Source organism: Micromonospora sp. NPDC050397 (assembly GCF_044901685.1).
Lineage (GTDB): Bacteria > Actinomycetota > Actinomycetes > Mycobacteriales > Micromonosporaceae > Micromonospora_G.
The window spans coordinates 1-25,833 of sequence record NZ_JBJDPS010000022.1 but is presented as its reverse complement, the minus strand read 5'-3'; the positions used below and the strand labels follow the sequence as shown (position 1 = coordinate 25,833).

Here is a 25,833-nt window from a genome sequence, read left to right as displayed (position 1 = left end):
CGCATCCCAGTCAGGAGCAGGAATCATGAGCGTCACCGCCCCTCGGGGATTCCGGGCGGCCGGGGTGGCCGCCGGACTCAAGACCAGCGGCCTGGCCGACGTCTGTCTGGTCGTCAACGACGGACCGGACGCCACCGCCGCCGGTGTCTTCACCGCCAACCGGGTCAAGGCGGCACCGGTGCTCTGGACCGAGCAGATCGTCCGGGGCGGGGTGGTGCGGGCGGTGGTGCTCAACTCCGGCGGCGCCAACGCCTGCACGGGCTCACCCGGGTTCCAGGACACCCACACCACCGCCGAGCAGACCGCGTCCAGCCTGACCAACTCCAACAGCCGGCTGATCCTGGGCGCCGGCGAGGTGGCGGTCTGTTCGACCGGGCTGATCGGCGAGCGGCTGCCGATGGACAAGCTGCTGCCCGGTGTCCGGGCTGCGGTGCGGGGTCTCGCCCGGGACGGCGGCCTCGCCGCCGCCGAAGCGATCATGACGACCGACACCCGGCCGAAGACCACCGTCGCCGCCGGCACCGGCTGGACGGTCGGCGGGATGGCCAAGGGCGCGGGCATGCTGGCCCCGGCCATGGCGACCATGCTCTGCGTGCTCACCACCGACGCGGTCGCCGGTTCGGAGGCGCTCGACACCGCGCTGCGCGCCGCCTGCCGCGTCACCTTCGACCGGCTGGACTCCGACGGCTGCATGTCGACCAACGACACCGTGCTGCTGCTCGCCAGTGGCGCCTCGGGCATCGAGCCCACCCAGGCGGAGCTCACCGCCGCCGTGACCGCCGCCTGCCACGACCTGGCCCAGCAACTGCTGGCCGACGCCGAGGGAGCCACCAAGCAGATCGCGATCGACGTGACCGAGGCCGCGAGCGAGGACGACGCGGTCGAGGTGGGACGCTCGGTGGCCCGCAACAACCTGGTCAAGACGGCGCTGTTCGGCAACGACCCCAACTGGGGACGGATCCTCGCCGCCGTCGGCACCACCACGGCGGCGTTCGAGCCCGACCAGCTCGACGTGGCGATCAACGGGGTGTGGGTGTGCCGCTCCGGCGCTGCCGCCGAGGACCGGAGCAAGGTCGACCTCAGCGGCCGGGACGTCACCATCCAGGTCCGGCTCAACGCCGGGGCCGACGCCGCCACCATCTGGACCAACGACCTGTCGCACGCCTACGTGCACGAGAACTCGGCGTACTCGTCATGACGGTGCAGGATGCCGCACGGGGCAACGGCGGCGCTCCGGCAGCCGCCGGGCAACTCTCCCGGGACCTGACCCAGGCCCAGCGGAAGGCCGCCGCGCTGATCGAGGCGCTGCCCTGGCTGGCCCGTTTCTCCGGCGCCACGATCGTGGTCAAGTATGGCGGCAACGCGATGGTCGACCCCGAGTTGCAACGCGCGTTCGCCGCGGACATGGTCTTTCTGCGCTATGCCGGTCTGCGTCCGGTCGTGGTGCACGGCGGTGGCCCGCAGATCTCGGCCATGCTGAACCGGCTCGGCATCGTCAGCGAGTTCAAGGGCGGGCTGCGCGTCACCACGCCCGAGGCGATGGACGTGGTCCGGATGGTGCTGGTCGGGCAGGTCGGCCGGGAACTGGTCGGGCTGATCAACGAACACGGCCCGCACGCCGTCGGTCTCTCCGGCGAGGACGCCCGGCTCTTCACCGCGGTCCGGCGGCCCGCCTACGTCGACGGTGAGGCGGTCGACATCGGCCAGGTGGGCGACGTCGACGCGGTCAACGTCGACGCACTCACCGACCTCCTCGCCGCCGGGCGCATCCCGGTCATCTCCACCGTGGCACCGGACGTCGACGGGGTGCTGCACAACCTCAACGCGGACACCGCCGCCGCGGCACTCGCGGTGGCGCTCGGAGCCCGCAAGCTGGTGATCCTCACCGACGTCGCCGGGCTCTACGCCGACTGGCCGGACACCTCCAGCCTGATCTCCGAACTCACCACCGACGAGCTGGCCGAACTGCTCCCCAGCCTCGAGTCCGGCATGGTGCCGAAGATGGAGGCATGCCTGCGCGCGGTGCGCGGCGGTGTCCCGGCGGCACACGTGGTCGACGGCCGGGTCGCGCACTCGACCCTGCTGGAAGTCTTCACCTCGGAAGGATTCGGAACCATGGTGATCTCGTCATGACGTCGCTGGTCGAGCGCTGGTCGCAAGCCATGATGGACAACTACGCCACGCCGCCGCTGGCCCTGGTCCGGGGCAACGGCGCGGTCGTGGTGGACGAGGCGGGCCGGGAATACCTCGACCTGTTCGGCGGGATCGCCGTCAACGCCCTCGGCCACGCCCATCCGGCAGTGGTCGCGGCGGTCTCCAAGCAGGTCGCCACGCTCGGTCACGTCTCCAACCTGTTCGCCGCCGAGCCGCCGGTCGCGCTCGCCGAACTGCTGCTCGCGCTGGCCGGACGGGAGGGCCGGGTCTACTTCGCCAACTCCGGCACCGAGGCGAACGAGGCCGCCTTCAAACTCTCCCGCCGCACCGGGCGTACCCACGTCGTCTCCACCGTCGGCGGCTTCCACGGCCGGACCATGGGGGCACTCGCGCTCACCGGGCAGCCGACCAAGGCCGACCCGTTCCGTCCCCTGCCCGGCGACGTTACCCACGTGCCGTACGGCGACGTGGCCGCGCTCGAGGCCGCCGTCACCGACGAGACCGCGATGGTGATCCTCGAGCCGATCCAGGGCGAGGGCGGTGTGCTCGTCCCGCCGGCCGGTTACCTGACCGAGGCCCGCCGGATCACCGCCGCGCACGGCACGCTGCTGGTGCTCGACGAGGTGCAGACCGGCGTCGGACGGACCGGACACTGGTTCGCCCACCAGGCCGAGGGCATCGAGCCGGACGTGGTCACGCTGGCCAAGGGGCTCGGCGGCGGCCTGCCGATCGGTGCCTGCGTGGCCTTCGGCCCAGCCGCCGAACTGCTCGGCCCGGGGACCCACGCCAGCACCTTCGGCGGCAACCCGATCAGCTGTGCCGCCGCGCTCGCGGTGGTCTCCACCATCGCCAACGAGGGACTGCTCGACCACGTCAAGCGGATCGGTGAACGGATCCGGCGCGGTGTCGAGTCGCTCGGCCACCCGCTGGTCGCCGAGGTGCGCGGCGCCGGGCTGCTGCTCGGTGTGGTGCTGACCGCGCCGGCCGCGCCGGCCCTGGCCGGACTGCTGCGCGACGCGGGCTTCCTCACCAACCCGGTGCAACCGGCGGTGGTGCGGCTCGCCCCGCCGCTGATCCTGACCGCCGAGCAGGTGGACGCCTTCCTCGCCGCGCTGCCGGCCGCGCTCGACGCGGCCGCCCCGACGCCGGCCGGGACACCGGCCGCTCCGGCGAACGCGACGGCGGTGACCCGGTGATCCGTCACTTCCAGCGGGACGACGACCTCTCCCCGGCCGAGCAGTCCGAGGTGCTCGACCTGGCCGCCCGCCAGAAGGTCGACCGGTTCGGTGCCCGACCGCTCGCCGGCCCGCAGGCAGTCGCGGTGCTGTTCGACAAGCCGAGCCTGCGGACCAGGATCTCGTTCGACGTGGGCATCGCCGAACTCGGCGGGCACCCGATCATCGTCGACACGCAGGCGACCCACTTCGGCCGGGGGGAGTCGCTCGGCGACGCCGGCCAGGTCCTCTCCCGCTACGTCAGCGCGATCGTGCTGCGTACCCACGGGGACGACCGGCTGGCCGAACTCGCCGCCGGCTCCGCCGTGCCGGTCGTGAACGCCCTCACCGACGGGTTCCACCCCTGTCAGCTCCTGGCCGACCTGCTCACCATCAGGGAACGCTGCGGCGGCACCGCCGGCCGGACCCTGGCCTACGTCGGCGACGCGGCCAACAACATGTCCCACTCCTACCTGCTCGCCGGTGCCACCGCCGGAATGCACGTACGGGTCGCCGGCCCGGTCGGTTACGACCCGGCGCCCGAGGTGGTGGCCCGCGCCGAGGAGATCGCCGCCCGGACCGGAGGCTCGGTACGGGTGCTGCGCGATCCCCGGGAGGCGGCCGACGGGGCGGACGTGGTCGCCACCGACACCTGGACCTCGATGGGGCAGGAGGGCGACGGCCGGGACCGGCTCACCCCGTTCTGGCCCTACCAGGTCAACAAGGCCCTGCTCGCGGTGGCCGCGCCGGAGGCGATCGTGCTGCACTGCCTCCCCGCCCACCGGGGCGAGGAGATCACCGACGAGGTGCTCGACGGTCCGCAGAGCGCCGTCTTCGACCAGGCGGAGAACCGGCTGCACGCGCAGAAGGCACTGCTCACCTGGCTGGTCGGTGCCTCGAAGGCGGGCACCGGGGCGACCCCGACGCCCGACGGTCTTCCCCGGGCCGGGGCGGTGGCGTCGTGACCAACCCGCTGACCCGTACCGCGCGGCACGCCCGGATCGTGGAACTGATCCGCGACCAGCCGATCCGCTCCCAGACCGAACTGGCCGAACTGCTCTCCGGCGACGGCGTGCAGGTCACCCAGGCCACCCTCTCCCGGGACCTGGACGAACTGGGCGCGGTCAAGGTCCGTGGCGGCGACGGTCCGGCCGTCTACCTCATCCCCGAGGACGGCAAGCGGCCGCTGCGCGACGCCGAACAGGCCCCCGCGCGCCTGATCCGGCTGCTGCGCGAACTGCTCACCGGCGTCGACTCCAGCGGCAACATCACCGTCCTGCGCACCCCGCCCGGCGCGGCCCAGTACCTGGCCAGCGCCCTGGACCGGGCGGGCCTGCCGGAGGTGGTCGGCACCATCGCGGGCGACGACACCATCCTGGTGGTCGCCCGCGAGGCCACCGGTGGCGCGGCGCTGGGGGAACAGCTTTCCGGGTGGGCGGCGAGCCAGCCCGGACTACCGATAGTCGATCAGAACCGGCCAGGCGAAGGTCAGCAGCCGACGTGGGTCGTGGATTCACCAATGTTGAGAGGAGCAGCACACCATGACTGAGCGCGTCGTACTGGCGTACTCCGGGGGCCTTGACACCTCCGTCGCCATTCCCTACCTGGCCGAGCAGACCGGCGCCGAGGTGATCGCGGTGGCGATCGACGTGGGCCAGGGCGGCGAGGACATGGACGCCATCCGCCAGCGGGCCCTGGACTGCGGCGCGGCCGAGTCGGAGGTGGTCGACGGCCGCGAGGAGTTCGCCGCCGACTTCTGCCTGCCGGCGCTGCGCGCGAACGCGCTCTACATGGACCGCTACCCGCTGGTCTCGGCCCTCTCCCGCCCCCTGATCGTCCGGCACCTGGTCGCGGCGGCCAAGAAGTACGGCGGCACGATCGTCTCGCACGGCTGCACCGGCAAGGGCAACGACCAGGTCCGCTTCGAGGTCGGCATCGGCGCCCTCGCCCCCGACCTGAAGGTGCTCGCCCCCGCCCGCGACTTCGCCTGGACCCGGGACAAGGCGATCGCGTACGCCGAGGAGAAGGGTCTGCCGATCGACGTCACGCACAAGTCGCCGTACTCGATCGACCAGAACCTGTGGGGCCGCGCGGTCGAGACCGGCTTCCTCGAGGACATCTGGAACGCGCCGATCGAGGACGTCTACTCCTACACCGCCAACCCGGCCGAGCCGCGTGACCCCGACCAGGTCGTGATCACCTTCGAGGCCGGCGTGCCGGTGGCGATCGACGGCGAGACGGTCACCCCGTACCAGGCGATCCTGGAGCTGAACCGGCGCGCGGGCGCCCAGGGTGTCGGCCGCCTCGACATGGTCGAGGACCGGCTGGTCGGCATCAAGAGCCGTGAGGTCTACGAGGCGCCGGGCGCGATCGCGCTCATCGTCGCCCACCAGGAGCTGGAGAACGTCACCGTCGAGCGGGACGTGGCCCGGTTCAAGAAGGGCGTCGACCAGCGTTGGGCCGAGCTGGTCTACGACGGTCTCTGGTTCTCCCCGCTCAAGCGGGCGCTGGACGCGTTCATCGACGACACCCAGCAGCACGTCTCCGGCGAGGTGCGGCTCACCCTGCACGGCGGCCGTGCGGTCGTCACCGGCCGTCGCTCCGACGCCAGCCTCTACGACTTCGGCATGGCGACCTACGACACCGGCGACACCTTCGACCAGTCGCTGGCCAAGGGCTTCGTGCAGCTCTGGGGCCTGCCCAGCCGTCTCGCCACCGCCCGGGACGCCCGGTTGGGTGGCCCGCAGCAGTGACGTTCACAATGGCGGGCGTGGACGACAAGGGTCTGACCGAGAACAGCGCCGGCACCAACCGTACGAGCCTCTGGGGAGGCCGGTTCGCCGGTGGCCCCGCCGAGGCCCTGGCCCGGCTCTCGGTCAGCGTGCAGTTCGACTGGCGCCTCGCCCCGTACGACCTGGCCGGTTCCCGGGCACACGCCCGGGTGCTCGCCGGGGCGGGTCTGCTCGACCCGGAGGAACTCGGACAGATCCTCGCGGCGCTGGACGACCTGGAGGCCGCCTGTGCCTCCGGGGCGTTCCGGCCGACCGTGGACGACGAGGACGTGCACACGGCGCTGGAGCGGGGGCTGCTGGAACGGCTCGGCAGCCTCGGCGGCAAGCTGCGCGCCGGCCGGTCCCGCAACGACCAGGTCGCCACCGACCTGCGGCTGTACCTGCGGGACCACGCCCGTGGCGTGGCCGCCCGGCTGGTCGAGCTGGCCGACGCCCTGACCGAGCAGGCCGGGCGGCACCTGGACACGCCGGCCCCGGGCATGACCCACGTCCAGCACGCCCAGCCGGTCTCCTTCGGGCACTGGCTGCTGGCCCACGTCCAGCCGCTGCTGCGGGACCTGGAGCGGCTGCGCGACTGGGACCACCGCACGGCGGTCAGCCCGCTCGGCGCCGGCGCGCTGGCCGGCTCCGGACTCCCGCTGGACCCGGTGGCGGTCGCCAGGGAGCTCGGCTTCCGGGCCTCGTTCGCCAACTCCATGGACGCGGTCGCCGACCGGGACTTCGTCGCCGAGTTCCTCTTCGTGACCTCGCTGGTCGGCGTGCACCTGTCGCGCCTGGGCGAGGAGGTCGTGCTCTGGACCTCGCAGGAGTTCGGCTGGGTGGAGTTGGACGACTCCTTCGCCACCGGCTCGTCGATCATGCCGCAGAAGAAGAACGCGGACATCGCCGAGCTGGCCCGGGGCAAGTCCGGGCGACTGGTCGGCGGCCTGGTCGCGGTGTTGACCATGCTAAAGGGCCTGCCGCTGACCTACGACCGGGACATGCAGGAGGACAAGGAGCCGGCGTTCGACGCGGTCGACACGCTGCAACTGCTGCTGCCCGCGCTGGCCGGCATGATCTCGACCATGACGGTCCGGGTGGACCGGATCGCCGCCGCCGCGCCGGTCGGCTACTCGCTCGCCACCGAGGTCGCCGACTGGCTGGTGCGTCGGGGAGTGCCGTTCCGTGACGCGCACGAGGTCACCGGCCGGCTGGTCGCCCTCTGCGTCGCCCGGGACTGCGCCCTGGACGAGGTCTCGGACGAGGATCTCGCCCAGGTCAGCGAGCACCTCGACCCCGAGGTCCGGACGGTGCTCTCGGTCCGTTCCGCGCTGGCCGCCCGGACCACGCCCGGCTCCACCGGGCCGGGGCCGGTCGCCGACCAGCTCGCGGCGGCCACGGACCAGCTCGACGGTTGGCGGGAGTGGGCGACCGAGCAGGTTGTTCCGCGCTGAGCTTGCACGATCTTCTCCCGGACCGGTGATCTGAGGACCGGTCCGGGAGGGGCGCGTCGGGGTCGGGGTTGGGGCGGCGTGCCCCACTCTGGGCGGTCAGGCTTGATCCCGTCGTGGGGCACGCCGCCCCAACCCCGGGGCCAGGCGAGCCGGGTCGGAGCCGTTGCGGGTTCGGGGGCGTCCGGAAGGGTGGGTGTCAGCCGTCGGTGGGGTGCGGGGCGGTGTTCGGGCGGGGCAGGGCGGCGACCCGGACCAGGGCGTCCAGTTGACCGAGCGGGGTGCCGTCACGGGCGAGTTGCTGCCCGCTGACCCAGATCCACTCGTCGTCGTAGTAGCTCGACAGGTCGTCGCGTACGGATTCGACCCGCAGGAACAGGGTGAATCCTCCGTAGCGCCAGTCCTCCTTGGACAACTGCAGGACCGTCCCGGCGGGTACCCGGGGCGGAGGCGGGGCCGTACCCATCAGAACCGCCGGGTCGCGGCATTGCGTCGGATACCCAGGGTGGAGCAGGCGGGGCAGCAGAGGCTGCTGCCACAGGCGGCACACCAACGGCGAGACGCCCGGTAGGCGTACAGGCCGGCGATGAAACCCACCGTCATGCCGCTGATCGCTGTCACGGTCACGACCACGACAAGTCCTCCGTCCATCGACCGAAGCGAGCGACGCGGGGCGACGCCCGGGGTGTTGGCGACAAAAGGTAACTCTCGTGGTAACCCCGCGTGAGCTGCAAGACCTGGTCACGGGTTACCGGGCGAGTGAGTCTTTCTCGTCATGAATCATCTCCATTCGCTCACGTTCCTGCCCGCGGCGCGTGGGGTGGCAAACCCGCGGAGAGCCCCGGTCCGGTGTACCGGGTCACCGTCGCGGGGGCGCCGGACGGAACCCGTCCTTGCTGTGTTCTGCTGGGCCGATGACCACGACCGAGCTGGCGGCGCTGCTCGCCGGGCCGCTGCTGCCGGCGGCGCGCGGCCTGCTCAACTGCACGCTCTCCGCCGGCGGGGTCACGGTCCGGCTGACCGAGGTCGAGGCGTACGCCGGCACGGCCGGTGACCCCGCGTCCCACGCGTACCGGGGACGTACGCCCCGCAACGCGGTGATGTTCGGCCCGTCCGGGTACGCCTACGTCTACTTCACCTACGGCATGTACTGGTGCATGAACGTGGTGACCGGGGCGGAGGAGGAGGCGTCGGCCGTACTGCTGCGGGCGGGTGAGGTGGTCGACGGGATCGACATCGCGCGGAGCCGGCGAACCGCCGTACGCCGGGATCTGGACCTCGCCCGCGGGCCGGCCCGGCTCTGCGCGGCGCTCGGCGTCGACCGGGCGGCCTACGGGCTGTTCCTGCTCGACGACGGTCCCCTCCGACTGACGCCGCCGGCCGAGCCGGTGCCGGCCGAGGCGATCGCCGCCGGCCCGAGGGTCGGGGTGACCAGCGCGCACGACCGGCCCTGGCGGTTCTGGCTGGCCGGTGATCCGACTGTGAGCGAGTACCGCCGGCACACGCCACGGAGGAAGTGACCGCCGTCCGACCTCGGAGACGGGGCACAGCGCCGGTGTGGGGGTGGCACGACGTCGAGGCTGGGGTGGCGCGCGACGTCGAGGCTGGGGGGCGACCGGCGCGATGCGGCGCGCCGGTTCGACGGACGGAGGAGCCATGGACGATCGGGATGCTCAGCGTGGTGGCGGATCGAGACGCGGTCTTGCCCTGGTACTCGCGGTGGCACTGGTGGCCGGGACGTTCTCACCGGCGGTCGCCTGGGCCGACCGGGGTGCGGGGGAGTTGGCGTTGCCGGTGCCGACCGGTCCACATCCGGTCGGACGGACGATCCTGCACCTGGTGGATCCGGACCGCGCCGACCCGTGGGTGCGGCACGAGCCGCGTGAGCTGATGGTGTCGATCTGGTACCCGGCGCGGACGGGCCAGGGCCGGTTGGCACCGTACGTCACCCCGGCGGAGTCGGCGCTGATCCTGGCCCTGCGGGAGATTGTCGACCAGCCGACCGACCTGTTCGCACGGGTCCGGACCCACGCGAGGGTGGCGGTCGAGCCGCTCGACACCGCCGGCCGGCTGCCGCTCGTGCTCCTCTCGCCCGGCTTCGGCTTTCCCCGTACGTCACTGTCCGGGCTGGCCGAGGAGTTGGCCAGCAACGGGTACCTGGTGGCCGGGGTGGATCACAACCACGAGTCGGCGGCGGTCACCTTCCCTGACGGTCGGGTCACCGGTTTCCTGGCCGCCGAACTCGACCCGGACGGACCGACGGTGGCCGGTGGCCGGGCCGCCGATCTCGCCTTTGTGCTCGACCGCCTCGGCGTCGCGCCCCTTTCCCGCCGGGTCGACACGCGGCCGTGCTGGTCGGGCGCCCACCTGATCGACCCGGACCGGGTCGCCGTGGTCGGACACTCGATGGGCGGCGCCGCCGCGGCCCGGGTGATGCTGGTCGACCGGCGGTTCCGGGCCGGGGCCAACCTGGACGGAGCGTTCCAGCCACCGCTGACGGCCGATCTCGACCGACCGTTCCTGAGCGTCGGGGCGCAGTGGCGCGGTCGGCCGGAGAACAACCCGGACTGGACGGCGAGCTGGCCCCGGTTCACCGGCTGGAGACGCTGGCTCAGCGTCGACGGTGCGACACACAGTTCGTTCACCGACTTCGCCCCGCTGGGCGAGCAGATCGGCCGGCCGATCCAGTCGCTGCCGGCCGACAGGTGCGTCGCGACCACCCGGGCGTACGTCAGGGCCTTCCTGGACCTGCACCTGCGCCAGCGGCCCCGGCCGCTGCTCGACGCCCCGACGCCCGACTACTCCGAGGTCCGGTTCGAGCGGACGTGACGGCGCCCTGCGGCGAAGGTCCGTGCGCCCTGCGCCGTCAGCCCTGCGCCGTCAGCCCTGCGCCGTCAGCCCGGCGCCGTCAGCCCGGCGCCGTCAGCCCGGCGCCGTCGGGCTGTCCCGTCGGCATAATCGTTCGTCCGGCCGGTGGCAGCCCCCTAACATCGGCGGTCATGCGGACGGTGCCGGAGTGGGCGTACGGGGTGGGTCGGGTTTCGGTGCTGACCGGGGCGGGCATCTCCACCGACTCCGGCATCCCGGACTACCGGGGACCGGACGGTGTCTGGACCCGTGATCCGGGCGCGGCGGCGGCGTTCCGCTACGACCGGTTTGTCGGCGACCCGGAGGCGCGGCGGCGGTTCTGGCACGCGTACGTCGACCACGCGGCCTGGCGGGCGGAGCCGAACGCCGCCCACCGGGCGCTGGTCGACCTGGAACGATCGGGCGTGGCGGTGCGGATCCTCACCCAGAACGTGGACGGGCTGCACCTGCGTGCGGGCTCCAGCCCGCGCAAGGTGCTGGAGCTGCACGGTCGGATGCGGGAGGCGGTCTCTCTCGACTGCCGGACCCGTACGCCCACCGAGTAGAGGATGCCCCGGATCGCCGCGATGCTGGCCGCCGCCCGGTGAGCGGTGACGGATGGCGGGTCGACCGTCCGTGCCGGGCGCCGTCGATGGAGCCGGCTCCATCGCCCCTCCTAGTCGCCGATGGGGATCGGGGCACCGCGTTCGCTCCGGCGGTGAGCACGCTCGATCCCGGTGGTGCTGTCACACGGAGTTAACATTGGATGTATCGCCTAGTCAAGATGGTACGTACGGGCCTGACCCGGTGCGCACAATCCGGTGTGGAGTGTCGTGAAGGGGAGCGAACCGCCCGACGGTGGCCTTGTGCGTGTGTCGATGGACTGATAGACATCCGATGTATGACGCGGGGAAACGCCAACGACACAAAGGAACCGCTGCCGTGAAGCTGTTACGGGTCGGTCCACCCGGCGGCGAGCGCCCCGCCGTGCTGGCCGAGGACGGCACGCTCCTCGATCTCTCCGGTGCGATCACCGACTTCGACGGCGACTTCCTCGCCGACGGCGGGATCAACCGCGTACGCGGTCTGCTCGAACTGGACCTGCCACCGTTGCGCGGGCGCGGCCTGCGGATCGGTCCGCCGCTGCGCCGCCCGGGAAAGATCGTCTGCGTCGGTCTGAACTACCACGACCACGCCCGGGAAACCGGTGTCACCCCGCCAGCCGAACCGGTCCTCTTCCTCAAGGCACCGGACACCGTTGTCGGCGCCTGCGACGAGGTGCTGGTGCCGCACGGTGGCGACAAGACCGACTGGGAGATCGAACTCGCCGTGGTGATCGGCCGGACCGCCCGGTACCTCTCCCCGGCCGACGACGCGCTGGAGTACGTGGCCGGTTACGCCATCTCGCACGACGTCTCGGAGCGAGGTTTCCAGCTCGAACGCGGCGGCCAGTGGGACAAGGGGAAGTCCTGCGAGACGTTCAACCCGTTCGGCCCGTGGCTGGTGACCCGGGACGAGATCCCCGACCCGGGACATCTCGGTCTGCGCCTCTGGGTCAACGGCACGCTGCGGCAGAACGGCAACACCAAGGACATGATCTTCGACGTGCCGGAGATCATCCGGTACGTCAGCCAGTTCATGACGCTCTATCCCGGCGACATCGTCAACACCGGAACCCCGGCCGGTGTCGCCCTCGGCATGCCGGACCCGAAGCCGTACCTGCGTCCGGGTGACCTGGTCGAGCTGGAGATCGACGGACTGGGCCGGCAGCGACAACGACTGGGGGTCGCGTGGTGAGCAGCCGTTTTGTGGCACTGGAGACGTACGACATCCGTTTCCCCACGTCCCGGGAACTGGACGGCTCGGACGCGATGAACCCGGACCCCGACTACTCCGCCGCGTACGTGGTGCTGCGCACCGACGCGGCCGACGACCACGAGGGCCACGGCTTCGCCTTCACCATCGGACGGGGCAACGAGGTGCAGGAGGCGGCCATCGCCGCGCTGCGCCCGTACCTGGTCGGCCGGCTGGTCAAGGACGTGCTGGACGACCTCGGCGGGCTCTGGCGGGAGCTGGTGCACGACTCGCAACTGCGCTGGCTCGGCCCGGAGAAGGGCGTCATGCACATGGCCATCTCGGCCGTGGTGAACGCGCTCTGGGACCTCAAGGCGAAGCGGGCCGGGCTGCCACTGTGGCAACTGCTCGCCTCGATGACGCCGGAGGACCTGGTCGCCCTGGTCGACTTCCGTTACCTGACCGACGCGCTGACCCCGGAGGAGGCGCTGGCGATCCTGCGCGCCGGGGTCCGGGGCCGTGACGAACGGGTGGCCCGGCTGCTCGCCGAGGGCTACCCCGCGTACACCACCTCCGCCGGCTGGCTCGGCTACGACGACGACAAGCTGCGCCGGCTCTGTCGCGAGGCGATCGACGCCGGGTTCACCCAGATCAAGCTCAAGGTCGGTGCCGACCTCGACGACGACGTCCGGCGGATGCGGATCGCCCGCGAGACCTGCGGACCGGACATCCGGATCGCGATCGACGCCAACCAGCGCTGGGACGTGGACGCCGCGGTGAGCTGGGTCGGCGCGCTGGCCGAGTTCTCCCCGTGGTGGGTCGAGGAGCCGACCAGCCCGGACGACGTACTCGGGCACGCGGCCATCGCCCGGCGGATCGCGCCGGTCCCGGTCGCCACCGGCGAGCACGTGCAGAACCGGGTGATGTTCAAGCAGTTGCTCCAGCTCGACGCGGTCGCGTTCCTGCAACTCGACGCGGCCAGGGTCGCCGGGGTCAACGAGAACATCGCCATCCTGCTGCTGGCGGCCAAGTTCGGCGTGCCGGTCTGCCCGCACGCGGGCGGCGTCGGTCTGTGCGAGCTGGTACAACATCTGTCGATGTTCGACTACGTGGCGGTGTCGGGGAGCATGGAGAACCGGATCATCGAGTACGTCGACCACCTGCACGAGCACTTCGTCGACCCGGTACGGATACGTGACGGCCGTTACCAGGCACCGACCGCCGCCGGATTCAGCTCCACCATGCACCCGCGCAGCCTCGCCGACCACGTCTACCCGGACGGTCCGGTGTGGCGAGAGGAGGCGTCGTGACCACCCCGAGAGTCGAGCCCACAGCCGAAACCGGGACCGTTGCCGAACCGGTCAGCCGGGAGTTCGCCGGGCTGGTCGCCGTGGTCACCGGTGGCGCCTCCGGTATCGGGCTGGCCACCGCGCGGTTCCTCGCCGCCCGGGGAGTACGGGTGGCCTGCCTCGACCTCGACCACGCGTCGGTGCCGCAACCGCTGGTCGGCGTAGCGGCCGACGTCTCCGACGACGCCTCGGTCCGGGCCGCCGTGCGGCAGGTGGCCGACCGGCTCGGCGGGATCGACATCCTGGTCAACAACGCCGGCATCGGCGCGGTCGGCACGGTGGAGAGCAACGCCGACGACGAGTGGCACCGGGTCTGGGACGTCAACGTGGTGGGTCTGGTCCGGGTGACCCGGGCCGCGCTGCCGCTGCTGCGCGCGTCGGCCCACCCGGTGATCGTCAACACCTGCTCCATCGCGGCGCACGCCGGCCTGCCGAACCGGGCGCTCTACAGCGCTACCAAGGGGGCGGTGCAGGCGTTGACCGCCGCGATGGCGGCCGACCACGCACGCGAGGGGATCCGGGTCTGCTGCGTCAACCCCGGCACCGTGGACACCCCCTGGGTACGCCGGCTGCTCGCCGCCGCAGCGGATCCCGAGGCCGAACTCGCCGCCCTGCGCGCCCGTCAACCGACCGGGCGTCTGGTCAGCGCGGACGAGGTCGCCGCCGCGATCGCGTACCTGGCCAGTCCGCTGGCCGGTGCGACCACCGGGACCGTGCTCGCCGTCGACGGCGGCATGCACGGGCTCCGGATGCCGGCACCACCGAAGCCGTCGTAACCCGACAGTCGTCGTCATCCGGCGGCGGTCGTAACCCGACCGAACACCCGTCGGCCCGCCATGAGCGAGTCACCGTACGGAAAAGGTTCACCCGCGACACCTGACACCACGGTAAGCAATCTGTCACCACGGTATAACCCAGCGCATCCCCACCCAGCGTTTCCGTCCCGACAGTGAGGATCACCATGGAACTGACCAGGCGCGCCGCGGTCACCGCGGCGCTGGTCGTCACCTTTGCCCTGACCGCCACCGGCTGCGGCGACTCCGGCACCGGCTCGACCGGCGGCGCGGGCGGCGACAAGCCGCCGATCGCGGTCGACCTGCCCCGCGCCGACTCGGACTTCTGGAACTCCTACGCCAAGTACGTGCCGCAGTTCGCGCAGGAGGCGGGGATCAACCTGATGGCCCCGACCAACTCGCAGAACGACATCGCGAAGCTGGTGGCGAACGCCCAGGCGCTGACCAGCCAGGGCGCCAAGGCGATCGTGATGGCTCCGCAGGACACCGGCGCGATCGCCACCACCCTCGCCACCCTGGAGCAGAAGAAGATCCCGGTGGTGTCGGTCGACACCCGCCCAGACAAGGGCAAGGTCTTCATGGTCGTCCGCGCCGACAACCGGGCGTACGGCCAGAAGGCGTGCGAGTTCCTCGGCGAGAAGCTCGGCGGCACCGGCAAGGTGATCGAGTTCCAGGGCTCGCTCTCCTCGGTGAACGGTCGGGACCGCTCCGAGGCGTTTGCCGAGTGCATGAAGACCAAGTTCCCGAACATCACCGTCTTCGCCGAGCCGACCGAGTGGGAGGGCGCCAAGGCGTCCGCCGCGCTGCAGACCCGGCTCGCCCAGCACCCCGACATCAAGGGCGTCTACATGCAGGCCGGCGGCGTCTTCCTGGCCCCGACCCTGCAACTGCTGCGCTCGAAGAACCTGCTGGTCCCGCCGACGGACCCGAAGCACATCTTCATCGTCTCCAACGACGGCATCCCGCAGGAGTTCGAGGCGATCCGCAAGGGCGAGATCGACGCCACCGTCTCCCAGCCGGCCGACCTCTACGCCAAGTACGCGCTCTTCTACGCCAAGGCCGCGGTCGAGGGCAAGACCTTCACCCCCGGCCCGACCGACCACGGCAGCACCATCGTCGACGTCGGCAACGGCGTCCTCGAGGACCAGCTCCCGGCGCCGCTGGTCACCGCGGCCAACGTCGACGACGCCGGGCTGTGGGGCAACCAGGTCGGCAAGTGATGTCGGCGACGCCCAATCCGAACAGTGTCGACGCCGTGCCCGGGGCCGCCGCCCCGGGCACGGGCGCGGCACCCGGCATCGCCGTCTCCGCGGTCGGTGTCAGCAAACGGTTCGGTGCCACCACGGCACTGGCCGACGCCGGCATCTCGATCGCCACCGGCGAGACACACGCCCTGGTCGGGCGGAACGGGGCCGGGAAGTCCACCCTGGTCTCGATCCTGACCGGGTTGCAGCGGCCGGACAGCGGCGAGGTCCGCTTCGGCGGCGAGCTCGCGCCGCCGCTCTCCGACCGGAACGCCTGGCGACGGCGGGTCGCCTGCGTCTACCAGAAGTCGACCATCATCCCGACCCTCAGCGTGGCCGAGAACCTCTTCCTCAACCGGCAGACCGAGCGCGGGCCGATCGCCTGGCGCAAGCTCCGTCAGCGCGCCGGCGACCTGCTGGAGGAGTTCGGCCTGGCGGTCGACCCGGGCTCGCTCGCCGGGGAACTCAACGTCGAGCAGCGGCAACTGGTCGAGATCGCCCGTGCCCTCTCCACCGGGGCCCGGTTCATCATTCTCGACGAACCGACCGCGCAGCTCGACGGCGTCGCCATCGAGCGGCTCTTCGAACGGCTGCGCGGCCTCGCCGAGGCCGGGGTCACCCTGCTGTTCATCTCGCACCACCTACAGGAGGTCTACCAGGTCTGCGACACCGTGACGGTGCTGCGTGACGCCCGTTGGGTGCTCACCCGCCCGGTCGCCGAGCTGGGGCGGGAGGCGCTGGTCGAGGCGATGACCGGGGAGGCGGTCGGGCTCACCACGGGAACCCACCGGCCGCCGCCACCGGCGGAGGCACCGGTGGTGCTGCGTACGGAGGGACTGCGGCTCGCCGACGCGTTCCACGACATCGACCTGGCCGTACGGGCGGGGGAGATGGTCGGGGTGACCGGCTCCGGCAGCAGCGGCAAGGTCTCGCTCGCCGAGAGCATCAGCGGACTGCGCCGAGCGGACGTCGGCACGGTCAAGGTCGGCGACCGGGTCGTCCCGCCGGGAAGTGTCCCGGGGGCGCTCGCCGCCGGGATCGGCACCGTCCCCCAGGACCGGCACCGGGAGGGACTGATTCCGCTGCTCTCCATCGCGGAGAACGCCACCCTGCCGATCTCCGACCGGTTCGGGCCGGCGGGCGTGGTCGTACCGAAACGTCGGGACGCCGCCGCGTGGCGGATGATCGAGCGGTACGACATCAAGGCCACCGGCGCGGACGCCCCGGTGAACAGCCTCTCCGGCGGCAACGCGCAGAAGGTGGTGCTGGCCCGGGCGCTCTCCACCGATCCCCGGGTGCTGGTGCTGATCAACCCCACCGCCGGGGTGGACGTACGGTCCAAGGAGTCACTGCTCGGTGCGGTACGCGGCGCGGCCGACGCCGGCACGGCCGTACTGATGGTCTCGGACGAACTCGACGACCTGCGCCACTGCGACCGGGTCCTGGTGATGTTCCACGGTCGGGTGACCCGGGAGCTGGCACCCGGCTGGGCGGACGCGGACGTCGTCGCCGCCGTGGAGGGAGTGGCCGTACAAGAGTCGGCGGCCCCGGAAGGAGCACAAGAATGACCGGAACCACGACCGCCCCGGTACTGCCACCCCCGGTGGCCCCCGGGCGGCGGCTGCGCCTGGCCCGCCTGCGCGACCTGGCGCTGGTCCCCGCGATCCTGGTGCTCGTCCTGGTCGGGGCGCTGGTCGATCCGGTGTTCCTGAGCACCGCCAACATCACCAACGTGTTGCAGCAGCAGACCGAACTCTCCCTGCTGGTGCTGGCCGAGGCGATCATCCTGATCGGCGGCAAGTTCGACCTGTCGCTGGAGTCGACCGTGGGGTTGGCACCGGCGCTCGCCGTCGCGCTGGTCATCCCGGCGGTCAGCAACGGTCTCGGTACGGATTGGCCGTCCACCCTGGCCATCCCGATCTGCCTGCTGGTCGGGTTGCTCGTCGGCGCGTTCAACGGGGTGCTGATCCTGCGACTCGGGCTCTCCGCCTTCATCGTCACCCTCGGCATGCTGATCGTCCTGCGTGGCTTGCAGATCGGTATCACCGGTGGGCAGAACCTGTTCGAACTGCCGCCGTCGGTGCTCTACCTGGGCAACGCGCTGTGGCTGGGGCTGCCCGCCTCGATCTGGCTCTGCGGCGCGCTGTTCGCGATCGGCATCGTGGTGCTCGGCTACTTCCGGCAGGGGCGGTCGATCTACGCGATCGGCGGCAACGCGGACGCCGCCCGGGCCGCCGGTATCCGTACCGACCGGGTTGTCTTCATCGTGTTCATGGTGGCCGGGGTGCTGGCCGCGCTGGCCGGTCTGCTGATGACCGGGCGGCTCGGCTCGGTCGCCGCCGCCCAGGGACAGGGCATGATCTTCACCGTCTTCGCCGCCGCGGTGATCGGCGGGGTGAGCATGGACGGCGGCAAGGGCACCCTGTTCGGTGCGCTCTGCGGCGTGATCGTGCTCGGCCTGATCAACAACATCCTGACCCTGGCCGGTGTCTCCGCGCAGTGGATCCAGGCCATCTACGGCCTGATCATCCTGGTCGCGCTGCTGCTGGCCCGGCTCACCACCGGAAAAGCCCAGGACTGACCCATCCCGGGCCCGCCCTGGACCCGCCCTGAGCCGACCGGCGAGCCGGGTATCGAGCCGCGCCGGCAGGCCCAGGACCAGACCGACCGCCCGACCGCCGGCCCCGGCCCCGGTCCCGTCACCCGTACGGGACCGGGGCCGACGCCGTTCCCGCCCGACGACGCAGCACGGGACCCAGCCACCCCCCGCCGAGCAGGGAGAGGATCAGGATCGCCGTCGCCGCGAGCGTGATGCTCGCGCCGGCCGCGACGTCGTACGCGCTCGACACCAGCAGGCCGACCACCCCGCTGAGGCCGCCGAAGGCCATCGCCAGTCCGGTGACCACACCGACCCGGTCCGACCAGGCCCGGCCGGCGGCGGCCGGGGCGACCACCAGGGCCAGGGTCAGGATGGTGCCGACCACCGGCACCACCGCCACGATCACCAGCTCGATCCCCACCAGCAGCAGCAGGTCGACCAGCCAGGGTCGGTGACCGGCGGCGCGGGCACCGACCCGGTCGAAGCCGACGAAGAGCAGTGACCGGGCGCCCACCGCGGCCACCAGCCCAACCAGGACCAGCACGGCGGCGGTCACCAGCAGGTCACCGGTGGAGACGGTCAGAATCGATCCGACCAGGAACGACGACAGGTCCCGGCTGAAACCGTTCTGGGTGGCGACCAGGCCGACCCCGAGCGCGAACCCGGCGGCCAGAACAACACCGGTCGCCGTGGCGGCGTCCTGCCCCCGGGCCCGGCTCAGCGCGGCCACCCCGACCGCGACGAACAGTCCCGCGACCGCGCCGCCGAGATAGATGTTGACCCCGAGAATGCTCGCCGCGACCACACCCGGGAAGGTCGCGTGGCTCATCGCCATGGTGAAGAACGAGAGCCGGCGCAGCACCACCGGCACCCCGATCAGCCCGGCCAGCAGCCCGACCAGCACCGCCGCCACCAGGGCCCGGTGGAAGACGTCGTCCCACCAGCTCATCCCCGCCTCCCCGCCGCCATCCGTCGGGCCCGCAGCAGGCCGACCGGCAGCGCGAGCAGGTAGGCCGCGACCAGCGCCAGCACCACCGCCGACGCCGACGTCAGGCGCACCCCGAAATCGATCGACGCGGTCCAGCTCGCGACCAGGCCGAGCCAACCCGCCGCCACGGTGACGCCGGTGCCGATCACGGCCATGCCGAGCAACCGGTCGGTGAGCAGCCTCGCGGTGGCGGCCGGCACCAGCAGCAGGGCGACCACCAGCACGGTGCCGACCGCGCGGACCGCCGCGACCACGACCAGGGCGACGACGACGTTCAGCCACGCGTCGAGCGGACCGATCCGGTAGCCGGCGGCGGTCGCGCCGACCGGGTCGAAGGCTCGGAACACGAGCACCCGGGCGGTGACCGCGAGTACGGCCAGGACCACGACCGCGAGCAGCCCGGTCTGTACGAGTTGGGCTTCGCTGACCGTCAGCACCCGACCGAACAGGAACGAGGTCAGATCGGCGGTGTACGACGGCCGGCGGGAGACCAGGACGACGCCGACGGAGAACATCGCGGTCAGCATCACCGCGATGGCGGCGTCCTCGCTCAACCGACCGTGCCGGGTGAGCAGGCTCAGCGCGATCGCGGTCAGCAGACCGGCGACCAGCGCCCCGCCGAAGACGCCCTCCACCCCACCGGCGAGATAGCCGACCACCACGCCGGGAAAGACGGTGTGGGTGAGCGCGTCGGCGACAAACGAGAGCCGGCGGACGAAGACGAGCACGCTGACCGGACCGCACATCAGCGCCAGCAGGACGAGTTCGGCCAGCGCGCGAGCCATGAACGGCGTACCGAACGGCTCGACCAGGAGGTCGCGGATCACGGCCCCACCCGCGGGTGCCGGATCGGTTCCACCAGAAGGTGACAGGTCACGGCTCCACCAGCACCGTCGCGCCGCCGGACAGCTCGACCGCCTGGCTGCCGTACGTCCGGCGCAGCAGCTCGGCCGAGAGAGTCCGATCGACCGGGCCGAAGGCGCACTGGCGACCGTTGAGCAGGCAGACGGTGCCACACGCGTCCCGGGCGACGGCCAAATCGTGCGTGCTGACCACCAGCGCCGTCCCCTCGGTACGCAACTGGGCCATCACCCGCAGGATCTCCTCCTGGCTCGGCGCGTCGAGACCGTTGAACGGCTCGTCGAGCAGCAGCAGCCGGGGCTGCGCCGCGATCGCCCGGGCCAGCAACACCCGCTGCCGCTGCCCGCCGGAGAGCAGACCGAACCGGTCCCGCGCCCGGTCGGCCAGCCCGACCCGGGCCAGCGCCTCGGCGGCGATCCGCCGGTCGACGCGGCCGGGCGGGCGCAGCCAACCGGCGTGCCGGTACCGGCCCATCAGCACCACCTGCCCGGCCGAGACCGGGAAGTCCGCGTCCAGGCTGTCGACCTGCGGGACGTACGCGGCCTGCCCGCGCGCCCCGGCCGGCGAACGCCCCAGGACCGTCAACGACCCGCCGAGCACCTGCGCCAGCCCCAGCACCGACTTGATCAGGGTCGACTTACCGGCTCCGTTCGGCCCCACCAGGGCCAGCGCCTCGCCCGGCTCGACCCACAGGTCCAGGCCGGTGAGCACGGTCCGACCGGCGTAACCGACGCTGGCGTCGGCGAACCGCAGGACAGTGCCGGCCGCCGGTGCACCGGCGGCCGGCTCAGCCACCGAGCGCCTTCACGATCGTGTCGGTGTTGTGCTGCTCCGCGCCGATGTACGTGCCCTGGGGCGTTCCCTCGGCGCCGAGGCTGTCGCCGTACAGCGCGTCCTCGCCACCGACCACCCTGACACCGGCCTGCTGGCCGATCGCCTCGGCACTCTTCGGCGGCAGGGAACTCTCGCTGAAGACGGCCTTCGTGCCGGTCGCCCTGATCCTGGCGACCAGGTCGGCGAGCTGGGACGCGGAGAGTTCCGCCGAGGTGTCCAGGCTCGGGATGACCGAGCCGACGAATTGCAGGCCGTACCGGTCGACGTAATAACCGAAGGCGTCGTGGTTGGTCACCAACTTGCGCTGGTCGACCGGAAGGGCCGCGAATTTGCGTACGTTCTCCGCGTCCAACGCGTCGAGCTTCGCCGCATAACCCCGGAAATTCTCCTGGTACGTCGCAGCCCGCCCGGAATCGGCGGCGACAAGAGCCTTCTCGATGTTCTCGGCCATGATCCTGGCGTTTCTCGGATCGTGCCAGATGTGCGGGTCACCCTCGGCCGTCTCCTCGTCCTCCGGGTCGCCCTTCCGCACGGTCACGCCCTGGCTGGTGTCCACCACGACCCCCTCGAAGCCCGCCGACGCGATCGTGGCGTCCAGCCACCTCTCCAGCCCGACACCGTTCTTGACCAGCAGTGACGCGGAGCTGATGGCCAGGATGTCGGCCGGGCTCGGCTCGTACTCGTGCGGGTCGACGTTCGGCTTGACGAGTTGGGTCACCCGTACCCGGTCCCCACCGACGTTCCGTACGAAGTCGGCGACCTCGGGCGTGGTCGCGACCACCGCCAACGGTTGTCCGGACGACCGTCCCGCGTCCGCGCCACCGCTGTTTCCGGTGTTTCCGGCGTCCGGGGAGCCGCACGCGGACATCGCGTAGACGATCGCCGCCGCGACCGTCAGGTGCATCACCCGGGAAATTGACGCTCTCAACAATTCCTCCTCCGTAGTCGAACGGAGGGGACGCTAGCCCTCACCACTTTTTATCGTCTAATGGAGTCATTAGTACGCGAGCATGCGAGCACGCGGAAAGCGGGAACGGCGGACCGTGGACGGTGACAAACAGCGACGCCGCCGAGGGGAGTGAACTCCTCGCGGCAGCGTGCCGGTAGGTCGTACGGGTGTGACGAGGAAACCCCGGATCAGACCGGGGTCGGTGCCGAGGCGGGCTTGTCGGCGCTCTCCGAGTCGACCCGCTCCAGGTCGCGGTGGGCCCGGTACTGCTTGATCGAGTAGGCCAGCGCGCCGGCCCAGACCAGGTAGATGACCGCGTAGAAGGCGTACCGCACGTTGTCCGGGGCGTCGATCCAGTCGCTGCGCAGCAGCGAGCGGGTGTTGGTCAGGATGATGACCCCGCCGACCGCCGAGCCGAGGATCCGGGGCGGGATGTGCCGGACCAGCCAGGCCGCGATCGGGGCGGCGATGACGCCGCCGATCAGCAGCGCGGCCACCCAGCCGAAGTCGATGTTCTCGCTGCCGATGCCGACCAGGAAGCCGAGGCTGGCCGCGATGGCGACCAGGAACTCGCTGGTGTCGATCGAGCCGATCACCTTGCGTGGCTCCATCCGACCACTGGCCAGGATGGCTGGGGTGCCGACCGGGCCCCAGCCGCCTCCGCCGGTGGCGTCCACGAAGCCGGCGACCAGGCCGAGCGGGCCGAGGAAGCGCTTGCGCAGCGGCAGGCCGAGCCGGTCGCGGGGAATGCCGAAGGCGGTGAAGCGGACCAGGATGTAGATGCCGAGCGCGAGCAGGATGAGTGCCATCACCGGCGCGGCGACCTCGGTGGAGAGACCGGAGAGAACGGTCGCGCCGGCAAACGCGCCGATCGCGCCCGGTACGCCGATCTTGGCGACCACCTTCCAGTCGACGTTGCCGAACTTCCAGTGCGAAGCCCCGGAGGCGAGCGTGGTGCCGATCTCGGCGAGGTGCACGGTGGCGGAGGCCGCCGCCGGATTGGTCCCGATGGCGAGCAGCAGGGTGGTGGAGGTGACGCCGTAGGCCATGCCCAGGCTGCCGTCCACCAGTTGGGCACCGAGGCCCACCAGGGCCAGGAGGAGGAGTTTACGCACAATGGTTCCTTTCCTGCGTGCAGTCGCCGGTGGTGACGCTTCGGGGGTTCCGGCGTGGAGGACAGGATTCGGAGCGATGTCGTTCCCTACTTAAGTGATAGGGATTGTGCGCTAATCGGAACGCGGGGTCAAGGGTGGTCCACCGGTTGGCCGGGCCGTCCGGCCAGACCGACCGAAGAGAGCGGTGAACACCGGTACGCCACCGGGAAGACGGCGCGAGAAGGCCAGGACTCGAACCGGGTACCACCGCTCGGACGGCACCCGCGAGACGGGCCGCTGTCCGCGTACCCGGAGATCTTTCAGATGGTGGTGGAACCCGGCGGCTACCGGGTGACCGTGCCCGCCGACGGCGTCGAGCTGAGATTCTGTAGCCGGACCTGGCCACGGGCGACCAGGCGCCGACCGGCGTCGGTGATCTCGACCTGCCAGAGCTGCTGGCTGCGGCCCCGATGCACCGGGGTCGCCACCGCGGTCAGCTCACCGTCGCGCACCGGGCGGAGAAAGTCGGTCTGGTTCGACACCCCGACGACCTGGCCCCGATCCCCCCACCAGAGGGCACCACCGATGCTGCCGGCGGACTCGACCACCGAGCTGTAGACCCCGCCGTGCTGGATCCCGAACGGCTGGTGCAACTCTGGCCGGCAGTCCCAGGTGAGCACCACCCGATCGGGGGTTGCCTCCGCCAGCCGCAGCCCCAGCAGACCCGCGAAGCCACCGGTCAGTTCGGGTAGTTCCACGGCTGCTCCTCCTCGACGGGTCTCGACCCCGGGCGGTGATCATCCGCCGGCCACCCTACCCGGCCGGTAAACCGGGTGGGGGCCACCGGCGGCGATGGGGGAGAATCCGTACGTGACCGATAGCAGCACCGTGACCGAGAGCAGCGCGCCTCCCGCCGGACCGACCGGAGCGGGATCGCTGATGGACGACCTGCAGTGGCGGGGCCTGATCCAGGACGCCACCGGCCTGGACGAACTGCGGGCGCAGTTCGCCGCCGGGCCGGTGACGTTCTATGTCGGCTTCGACCCGACCGCACCGAGCCTGCACGTCGGACACCTGATGCAGATCCTCACCGCGCGCCGGCTCCAGCTTGCCGGAAACCGGCCACTGCTGCTTGTGGGGGGAGCAACCGGACAGATCGGCGACCCGAAGGAGAGCGCGGAGCGGTCGCTGAACCCGCCGGAGGTCGTCGCCGGATGGGTGCGACGGATCCGGGAGCAGCTCTCGCCGTTCGTCAGCTACACCGGCGACCACGCGGCGCAACTGGTCAACAACCTGGACTGGACCGGCGAGATGTCGGTGGTGGAGTTCCTCCGCGACGTCGGGAAGCATTTCCCGGTCAACAAGATGCTGGCCCGGGAGGTCGTCCGGGCCCGGCTCGAGAGCGGGATCAGCTTCACCGAGTTCAGCTACCAGCTCCTCCAGTCACACGACTACTACGAGCTGCACCGCCGGTACGGCTGCCAGTTGCAGTTCGGTGGCTCCGACCAGTGGGGCAACATCACCGCCGGGGCGGACTACATCCGCCGACGCGGTGCGGGGCCGGTGCACGCGTTTGTCACCCCGCTCGTCACCAAGGCCGACGGCACGAAGTTCGGCAAGAGCGAGAGCGGCGCCGTCTGGCTCGACCCGGCGATGACCAGCCCGTACGCGTTCTACCAGTTCTGGATCAACGCGGATGACCGTGACGTCGACCGCTACCTGCGCTACTTCAGTTTCCGGTCGCGGGACGAGATCGAGGAGCTGGAACGGGCGACGGCCGAGCGTCCGGCGGCCCGGCAGGCCCAGCGGGCGCTGGCCGAGGAACTGACCACGCTGGTGCACGGGGAGGAGGAGACCCGCCAGGCGATCGCGGCGAGTCAGGCACTGTTCGGACGGGGATCGCTCGACGAACTCGCCCCGCAGACGCTGCGGGCCGCACTCGCCGAGGCCGGACTGGTACGCCTCACCGAGCTGCCGTCGGTGGCGGTGCTGCTCAAGGAGGCCGGGCTGGTGTCGAGCCTGAACGAGGCACGCCGAGCGATCACCGAGGGCGGCGCGTACGTGAACAACGAGCGGGTGTCGGATGTGGAGGCGACCGTGTCGCCGCAGGCGCTGCTGCACGGTCGGTACCTCGTACTGCGCCGGGGCAAGCGCACCTTCGCCGGTGTCGAGTTGGCCGGTTAGTCGCCAGCACCGATGTGACGGGGAACGCGTCCGGCGGATTTGACGATCAATCCGCCGGACGCGTAACTTTCTCTCTGCCCGCAGGGGAACGGACGGAAACGGTGCACACAACACCGCAAGGCCGGAACTGTGGGACAACCTCCAGGCTTCGCGACGGGTGACCGTCGGTCCGAGGCTGGCGGGCGGAGCGGCACGGATGATCCGCTGGTCGGGTCGATTTGGCGCCGCGCATCCGACCGGGTATGGTTGCAGGTCGGCAGGGAACCGGACGAGGTGCGGGTAAGACCGCAGACAGGACGGCCTGCGAATCCCTCTGGATCTTCTAAGGCGGATCACCCGCCGTGATCTTCCATGGGATTGGATATGACAAACCGGGAAATTCCGGTTTGACTCGGCGGAAACGACCGGGTAACGTAGTAAAAGCGCCGGGCGGGAACGCGGGGCGCGGAATATAGGGAATGAAGCCCCGGGTTGTGGGCCCCTTGGTTGGGGTTTGTGGTCTGGTGCGTGGTTGTTCTTTGAGAACTCAACAGGGTGCTTGATAAGCCAGTGCCAATTATGATTTTTACCCCGGGCCGGCTGATCGCTTCTTTGGAGTGGTTGGTTTGGCTTGGATTCCTTTGGCAACTTTTTGTTGTCGGGATTGGTTTTCCAAGTTTTTGTTGGAGAGTTTGATCCTGGCTCAGGACGAACGCTGGCGGCGTGC

General features: G+C 71.2%; 24 protein-coding genes and 1 pseudogene. 17 read left to right on the top strand and 8 right to left on the bottom strand.

The genetic code is table 11. The features are described from left to right. Positions 1 to 25: 25 nt before the first annotated feature. From argJ to argH, 7 genes and pseudogenes are all read left to right on the top strand, one after another. Positions 26 to 1,198: a bifunctional glutamate N-acetyltransferase/amino-acid acetyltransferase ArgJ gene (argJ, locus tag ACI2K4_RS33980; RefSeq protein WP_404517286.1), complete on the top strand. Its 1,173-nt coding sequence runs from the start codon at positions 26 to 28 to the stop codon at positions 1,196 to 1,198. Continuing rightward, positions 1,195 to 2,133 carry an acetylglutamate kinase gene (gene argB / locus ACI2K4_RS33975; protein ID WP_404517285.1) on the top strand — a complete coding sequence of 313 codons (939 nt, stop codon included), beginning with the start codon at positions 1,195 to 1,197 and terminating at the stop codon, positions 2,131 to 2,133. The genes argJ and argB overlap by 4 nt, the downstream gene beginning before the upstream one ends. After that, positions 2,130 to 3,350: an acetylornithine transaminase gene (locus ACI2K4_RS33970; protein WP_404517284.1), complete on the top strand. Its 1,221-nt coding sequence runs from the start codon at positions 2,130 to 2,132 to the stop codon at positions 3,348 to 3,350. Before argB ends, ACI2K4_RS33970 begins: the two co-directional genes overlap by 4 nt. Next, the gene (argF, locus tag ACI2K4_RS33965; protein ID WP_404517283.1) at positions 3,347 to 4,333 is read left to right on the top strand and encodes an ornithine carbamoyltransferase; all 987 of its coding nucleotides are present in this window, start codon (positions 3,347 to 3,349) and stop codon (positions 4,331 to 4,333) included. The genes ACI2K4_RS33970 and argF overlap by 4 nt, the downstream gene beginning before the upstream one ends. Beyond that, positions 4,330 to 4,806: pseudogene (locus ACI2K4_RS33960) on the top strand (arginine repressor); the annotation flags it as partial. The gene argF and the pseudogene ACI2K4_RS33960, both read left to right, overlap by 4 nt. 103 nt (positions 4,807 to 4,909) lie before the next feature. Further along, positions 4,910 to 6,121 carry an argininosuccinate synthase gene (locus ACI2K4_RS33955; RefSeq protein ID WP_404517282.1) on the top strand — a complete coding sequence of 404 codons (1,212 nt, stop codon included), beginning with the start codon at positions 4,910 to 4,912 and terminating at the stop codon, positions 6,119 to 6,121. An 8-nt stretch (positions 6,122 to 6,129) separates the two neighbouring features. Then, entirely contained in the window at positions 6,130 to 7,593 is a 1,464-nt protein-coding gene (gene argH, locus ACI2K4_RS33950; RefSeq protein WP_404517342.1) for an argininosuccinate lyase, read from the top strand. Between the two features lie 196 nt (positions 7,594 to 7,789). Here argH and ACI2K4_RS33945 read toward each other — a convergent pair whose 3' ends face one another. Together ACI2K4_RS33945 and ACI2K4_RS33940 are read right to left on the bottom strand one after the other, a co-directional pair. Then, positions 7,790 to 8,005, bottom strand: a complete 216-nt coding sequence (locus tag ACI2K4_RS33945; RefSeq protein ID WP_404517281.1) for a hypothetical protein — start codon at positions 8,003 to 8,005, stop codon at positions 7,790 to 7,792. Positions 8,006 to 8,055: 50 nt separating this feature from the next. Continuing rightward, the gene (locus tag ACI2K4_RS33940; protein ID WP_404517280.1) at positions 8,056 to 8,217 is read right to left on the bottom strand and encodes a hypothetical protein; all 162 of its coding nucleotides are present in this window, start codon (positions 8,215 to 8,217) and stop codon (positions 8,056 to 8,058) included. A gap of 287 nt (positions 8,218 to 8,504) precedes the next feature. On the opposite strand from ACI2K4_RS33940, the gene ACI2K4_RS33935 reads away from it, so the two are divergent. The 9 genes from ACI2K4_RS33935 (at position 8,505) to ACI2K4_RS33895 (ending at position 18,199) form a co-directional block, all read left to right on the top strand. Further along, a complete protein-coding gene (locus tag ACI2K4_RS33935) occupies positions 8,505 to 9,110 on the top strand; it encodes a DNA-3-methyladenine glycosylase (RefSeq protein WP_404517279.1) in 606 nt (201 codons plus the stop codon). 136 nt (positions 9,111 to 9,246) lie between these two features. Continuing rightward, positions 9,247 to 10,419: an alpha/beta hydrolase family protein gene (locus tag ACI2K4_RS33930; protein WP_404517278.1), complete on the top strand. Its 1,173-nt coding sequence runs from the start codon at positions 9,247 to 9,249 to the stop codon at positions 10,417 to 10,419. Positions 10,420 to 10,589: 170 nt separating this feature from the next. Continuing rightward, the gene (locus ACI2K4_RS33925) at positions 10,590 to 11,003 is read left to right on the top strand and encodes a Sir2 family NAD-dependent protein deacetylase (protein ID WP_404517277.1); all 414 of its coding nucleotides are present in this window, start codon (positions 10,590 to 10,592) and stop codon (positions 11,001 to 11,003) included. Positions 11,004 to 11,379: 376 nt separating this feature from the next. Continuing rightward, positions 11,380 to 12,234 (top strand): fumarylacetoacetate hydrolase family protein, encoded by an 855-nt coding sequence (locus ACI2K4_RS33920; RefSeq protein WP_404517276.1) that lies wholly within the window; start codon positions 11,380 to 11,382, stop codon positions 12,232 to 12,234. Continuing rightward, entirely contained in the window at positions 12,231 to 13,541 is a 1,311-nt protein-coding gene (locus ACI2K4_RS33915; protein WP_404517275.1) for an L-fuconate dehydratase, read from the top strand. Before ACI2K4_RS33920 ends, ACI2K4_RS33915 begins: the two co-directional genes overlap by 4 nt. 71 nt (positions 13,542 to 13,612) lie before the next feature. Further along, on the top strand, positions 13,613 to 14,356 hold the full coding sequence (locus ACI2K4_RS33910; protein WP_404517341.1) for an SDR family NAD(P)-dependent oxidoreductase: 744 nt from the start codon (positions 13,613 to 13,615) through the stop codon (positions 14,354 to 14,356). Between the two features lie 185 nt (positions 14,357 to 14,541). After that, entirely contained in the window at positions 14,542 to 15,594 is a 1,053-nt protein-coding gene (locus ACI2K4_RS33905; protein WP_404517274.1) for a sugar ABC transporter substrate-binding protein, read from the top strand. Beyond that, positions 15,594 to 17,186: a sugar ABC transporter ATP-binding protein gene (locus ACI2K4_RS33900; RefSeq protein WP_404517273.1), complete on the top strand. Its 1,593-nt coding sequence runs from the start codon at positions 15,594 to 15,596 to the stop codon at positions 17,184 to 17,186. Before ACI2K4_RS33905 ends, ACI2K4_RS33900 begins: the two co-directional genes overlap by 1 nt. After that, complete coding sequence (locus ACI2K4_RS33895; protein ID WP_404517272.1) at positions 17,183 to 18,199, top strand: ABC transporter permease; 1,017 nt, start codon at positions 17,183 to 17,185, stop codon at positions 18,197 to 18,199. The genes ACI2K4_RS33900 and ACI2K4_RS33895 overlap by 4 nt, the downstream gene beginning before the upstream one ends. Before the next feature lie 118 nt (positions 18,200 to 18,317). Here the strand turns inward: ACI2K4_RS33895 and ACI2K4_RS33890 are convergent, their stop codons facing one another. The 6 genes from ACI2K4_RS33890 to ACI2K4_RS33865 all read right to left on the bottom strand — a co-directional run bounded on the left by ACI2K4_RS33890 (position 18,318) and on the right by ACI2K4_RS33865 (position 23,701). Further along, positions 18,318 to 19,166, bottom strand: coding sequence for a metal ABC transporter permease (locus ACI2K4_RS33890; RefSeq protein ID WP_404517271.1), 849 nt, complete (start codon positions 19,164 to 19,166; stop codon positions 18,318 to 18,320). Then, positions 19,163 to 20,032 carry a metal ABC transporter permease gene (locus ACI2K4_RS33885; RefSeq protein ID WP_404517270.1) on the bottom strand — a complete coding sequence of 290 codons (870 nt, stop codon included), beginning with the start codon at positions 20,030 to 20,032 and terminating at the stop codon, positions 19,163 to 19,165. The genes ACI2K4_RS33890 and ACI2K4_RS33885 overlap by 4 nt, the downstream gene beginning before the upstream one ends. A gap of 46 nt (positions 20,033 to 20,078) precedes the next feature. After that, complete coding sequence (locus ACI2K4_RS33880; RefSeq protein WP_404517269.1) at positions 20,079 to 20,861, bottom strand: metal ABC transporter ATP-binding protein; 783 nt, start codon at positions 20,859 to 20,861, stop codon at positions 20,079 to 20,081. Then, positions 20,854 to 21,828, bottom strand: a complete 975-nt coding sequence (locus ACI2K4_RS33875) for a metal ABC transporter substrate-binding protein (RefSeq protein WP_404517268.1) — start codon at positions 21,826 to 21,828, stop codon at positions 20,854 to 20,856. Before ACI2K4_RS33875 ends, ACI2K4_RS33880 begins: the two co-directional genes overlap by 8 nt. A gap of 209 nt (positions 21,829 to 22,037) precedes the next feature. After that, positions 22,038 to 22,964 carry a sulfite exporter TauE/SafE family protein gene (locus tag ACI2K4_RS33870; RefSeq protein WP_404517267.1) on the bottom strand — a complete coding sequence of 309 codons (927 nt, stop codon included), beginning with the start codon at positions 22,962 to 22,964 and terminating at the stop codon, positions 22,038 to 22,040. Between the two features lie 323 nt (positions 22,965 to 23,287). Next, positions 23,288 to 23,701 (bottom strand): PaaI family thioesterase, encoded by a 414-nt coding sequence (locus tag ACI2K4_RS33865; RefSeq protein ID WP_404517266.1) that lies wholly within the window; start codon positions 23,699 to 23,701, stop codon positions 23,288 to 23,290. A gap of 181 nt (positions 23,702 to 23,882) precedes the next feature. On the opposite strand from ACI2K4_RS33865, the gene tyrS reads away from it, so the two are divergent. Beyond that, positions 23,883 to 25,127 (top strand): tyrosine--tRNA ligase, encoded by a 1,245-nt coding sequence (gene tyrS / locus ACI2K4_RS33860; RefSeq protein WP_404517340.1) that lies wholly within the window; start codon positions 23,883 to 23,885, stop codon positions 25,125 to 25,127. The last annotated feature ends 706 nt before the right edge of the window (positions 25,128 to 25,833 follow it).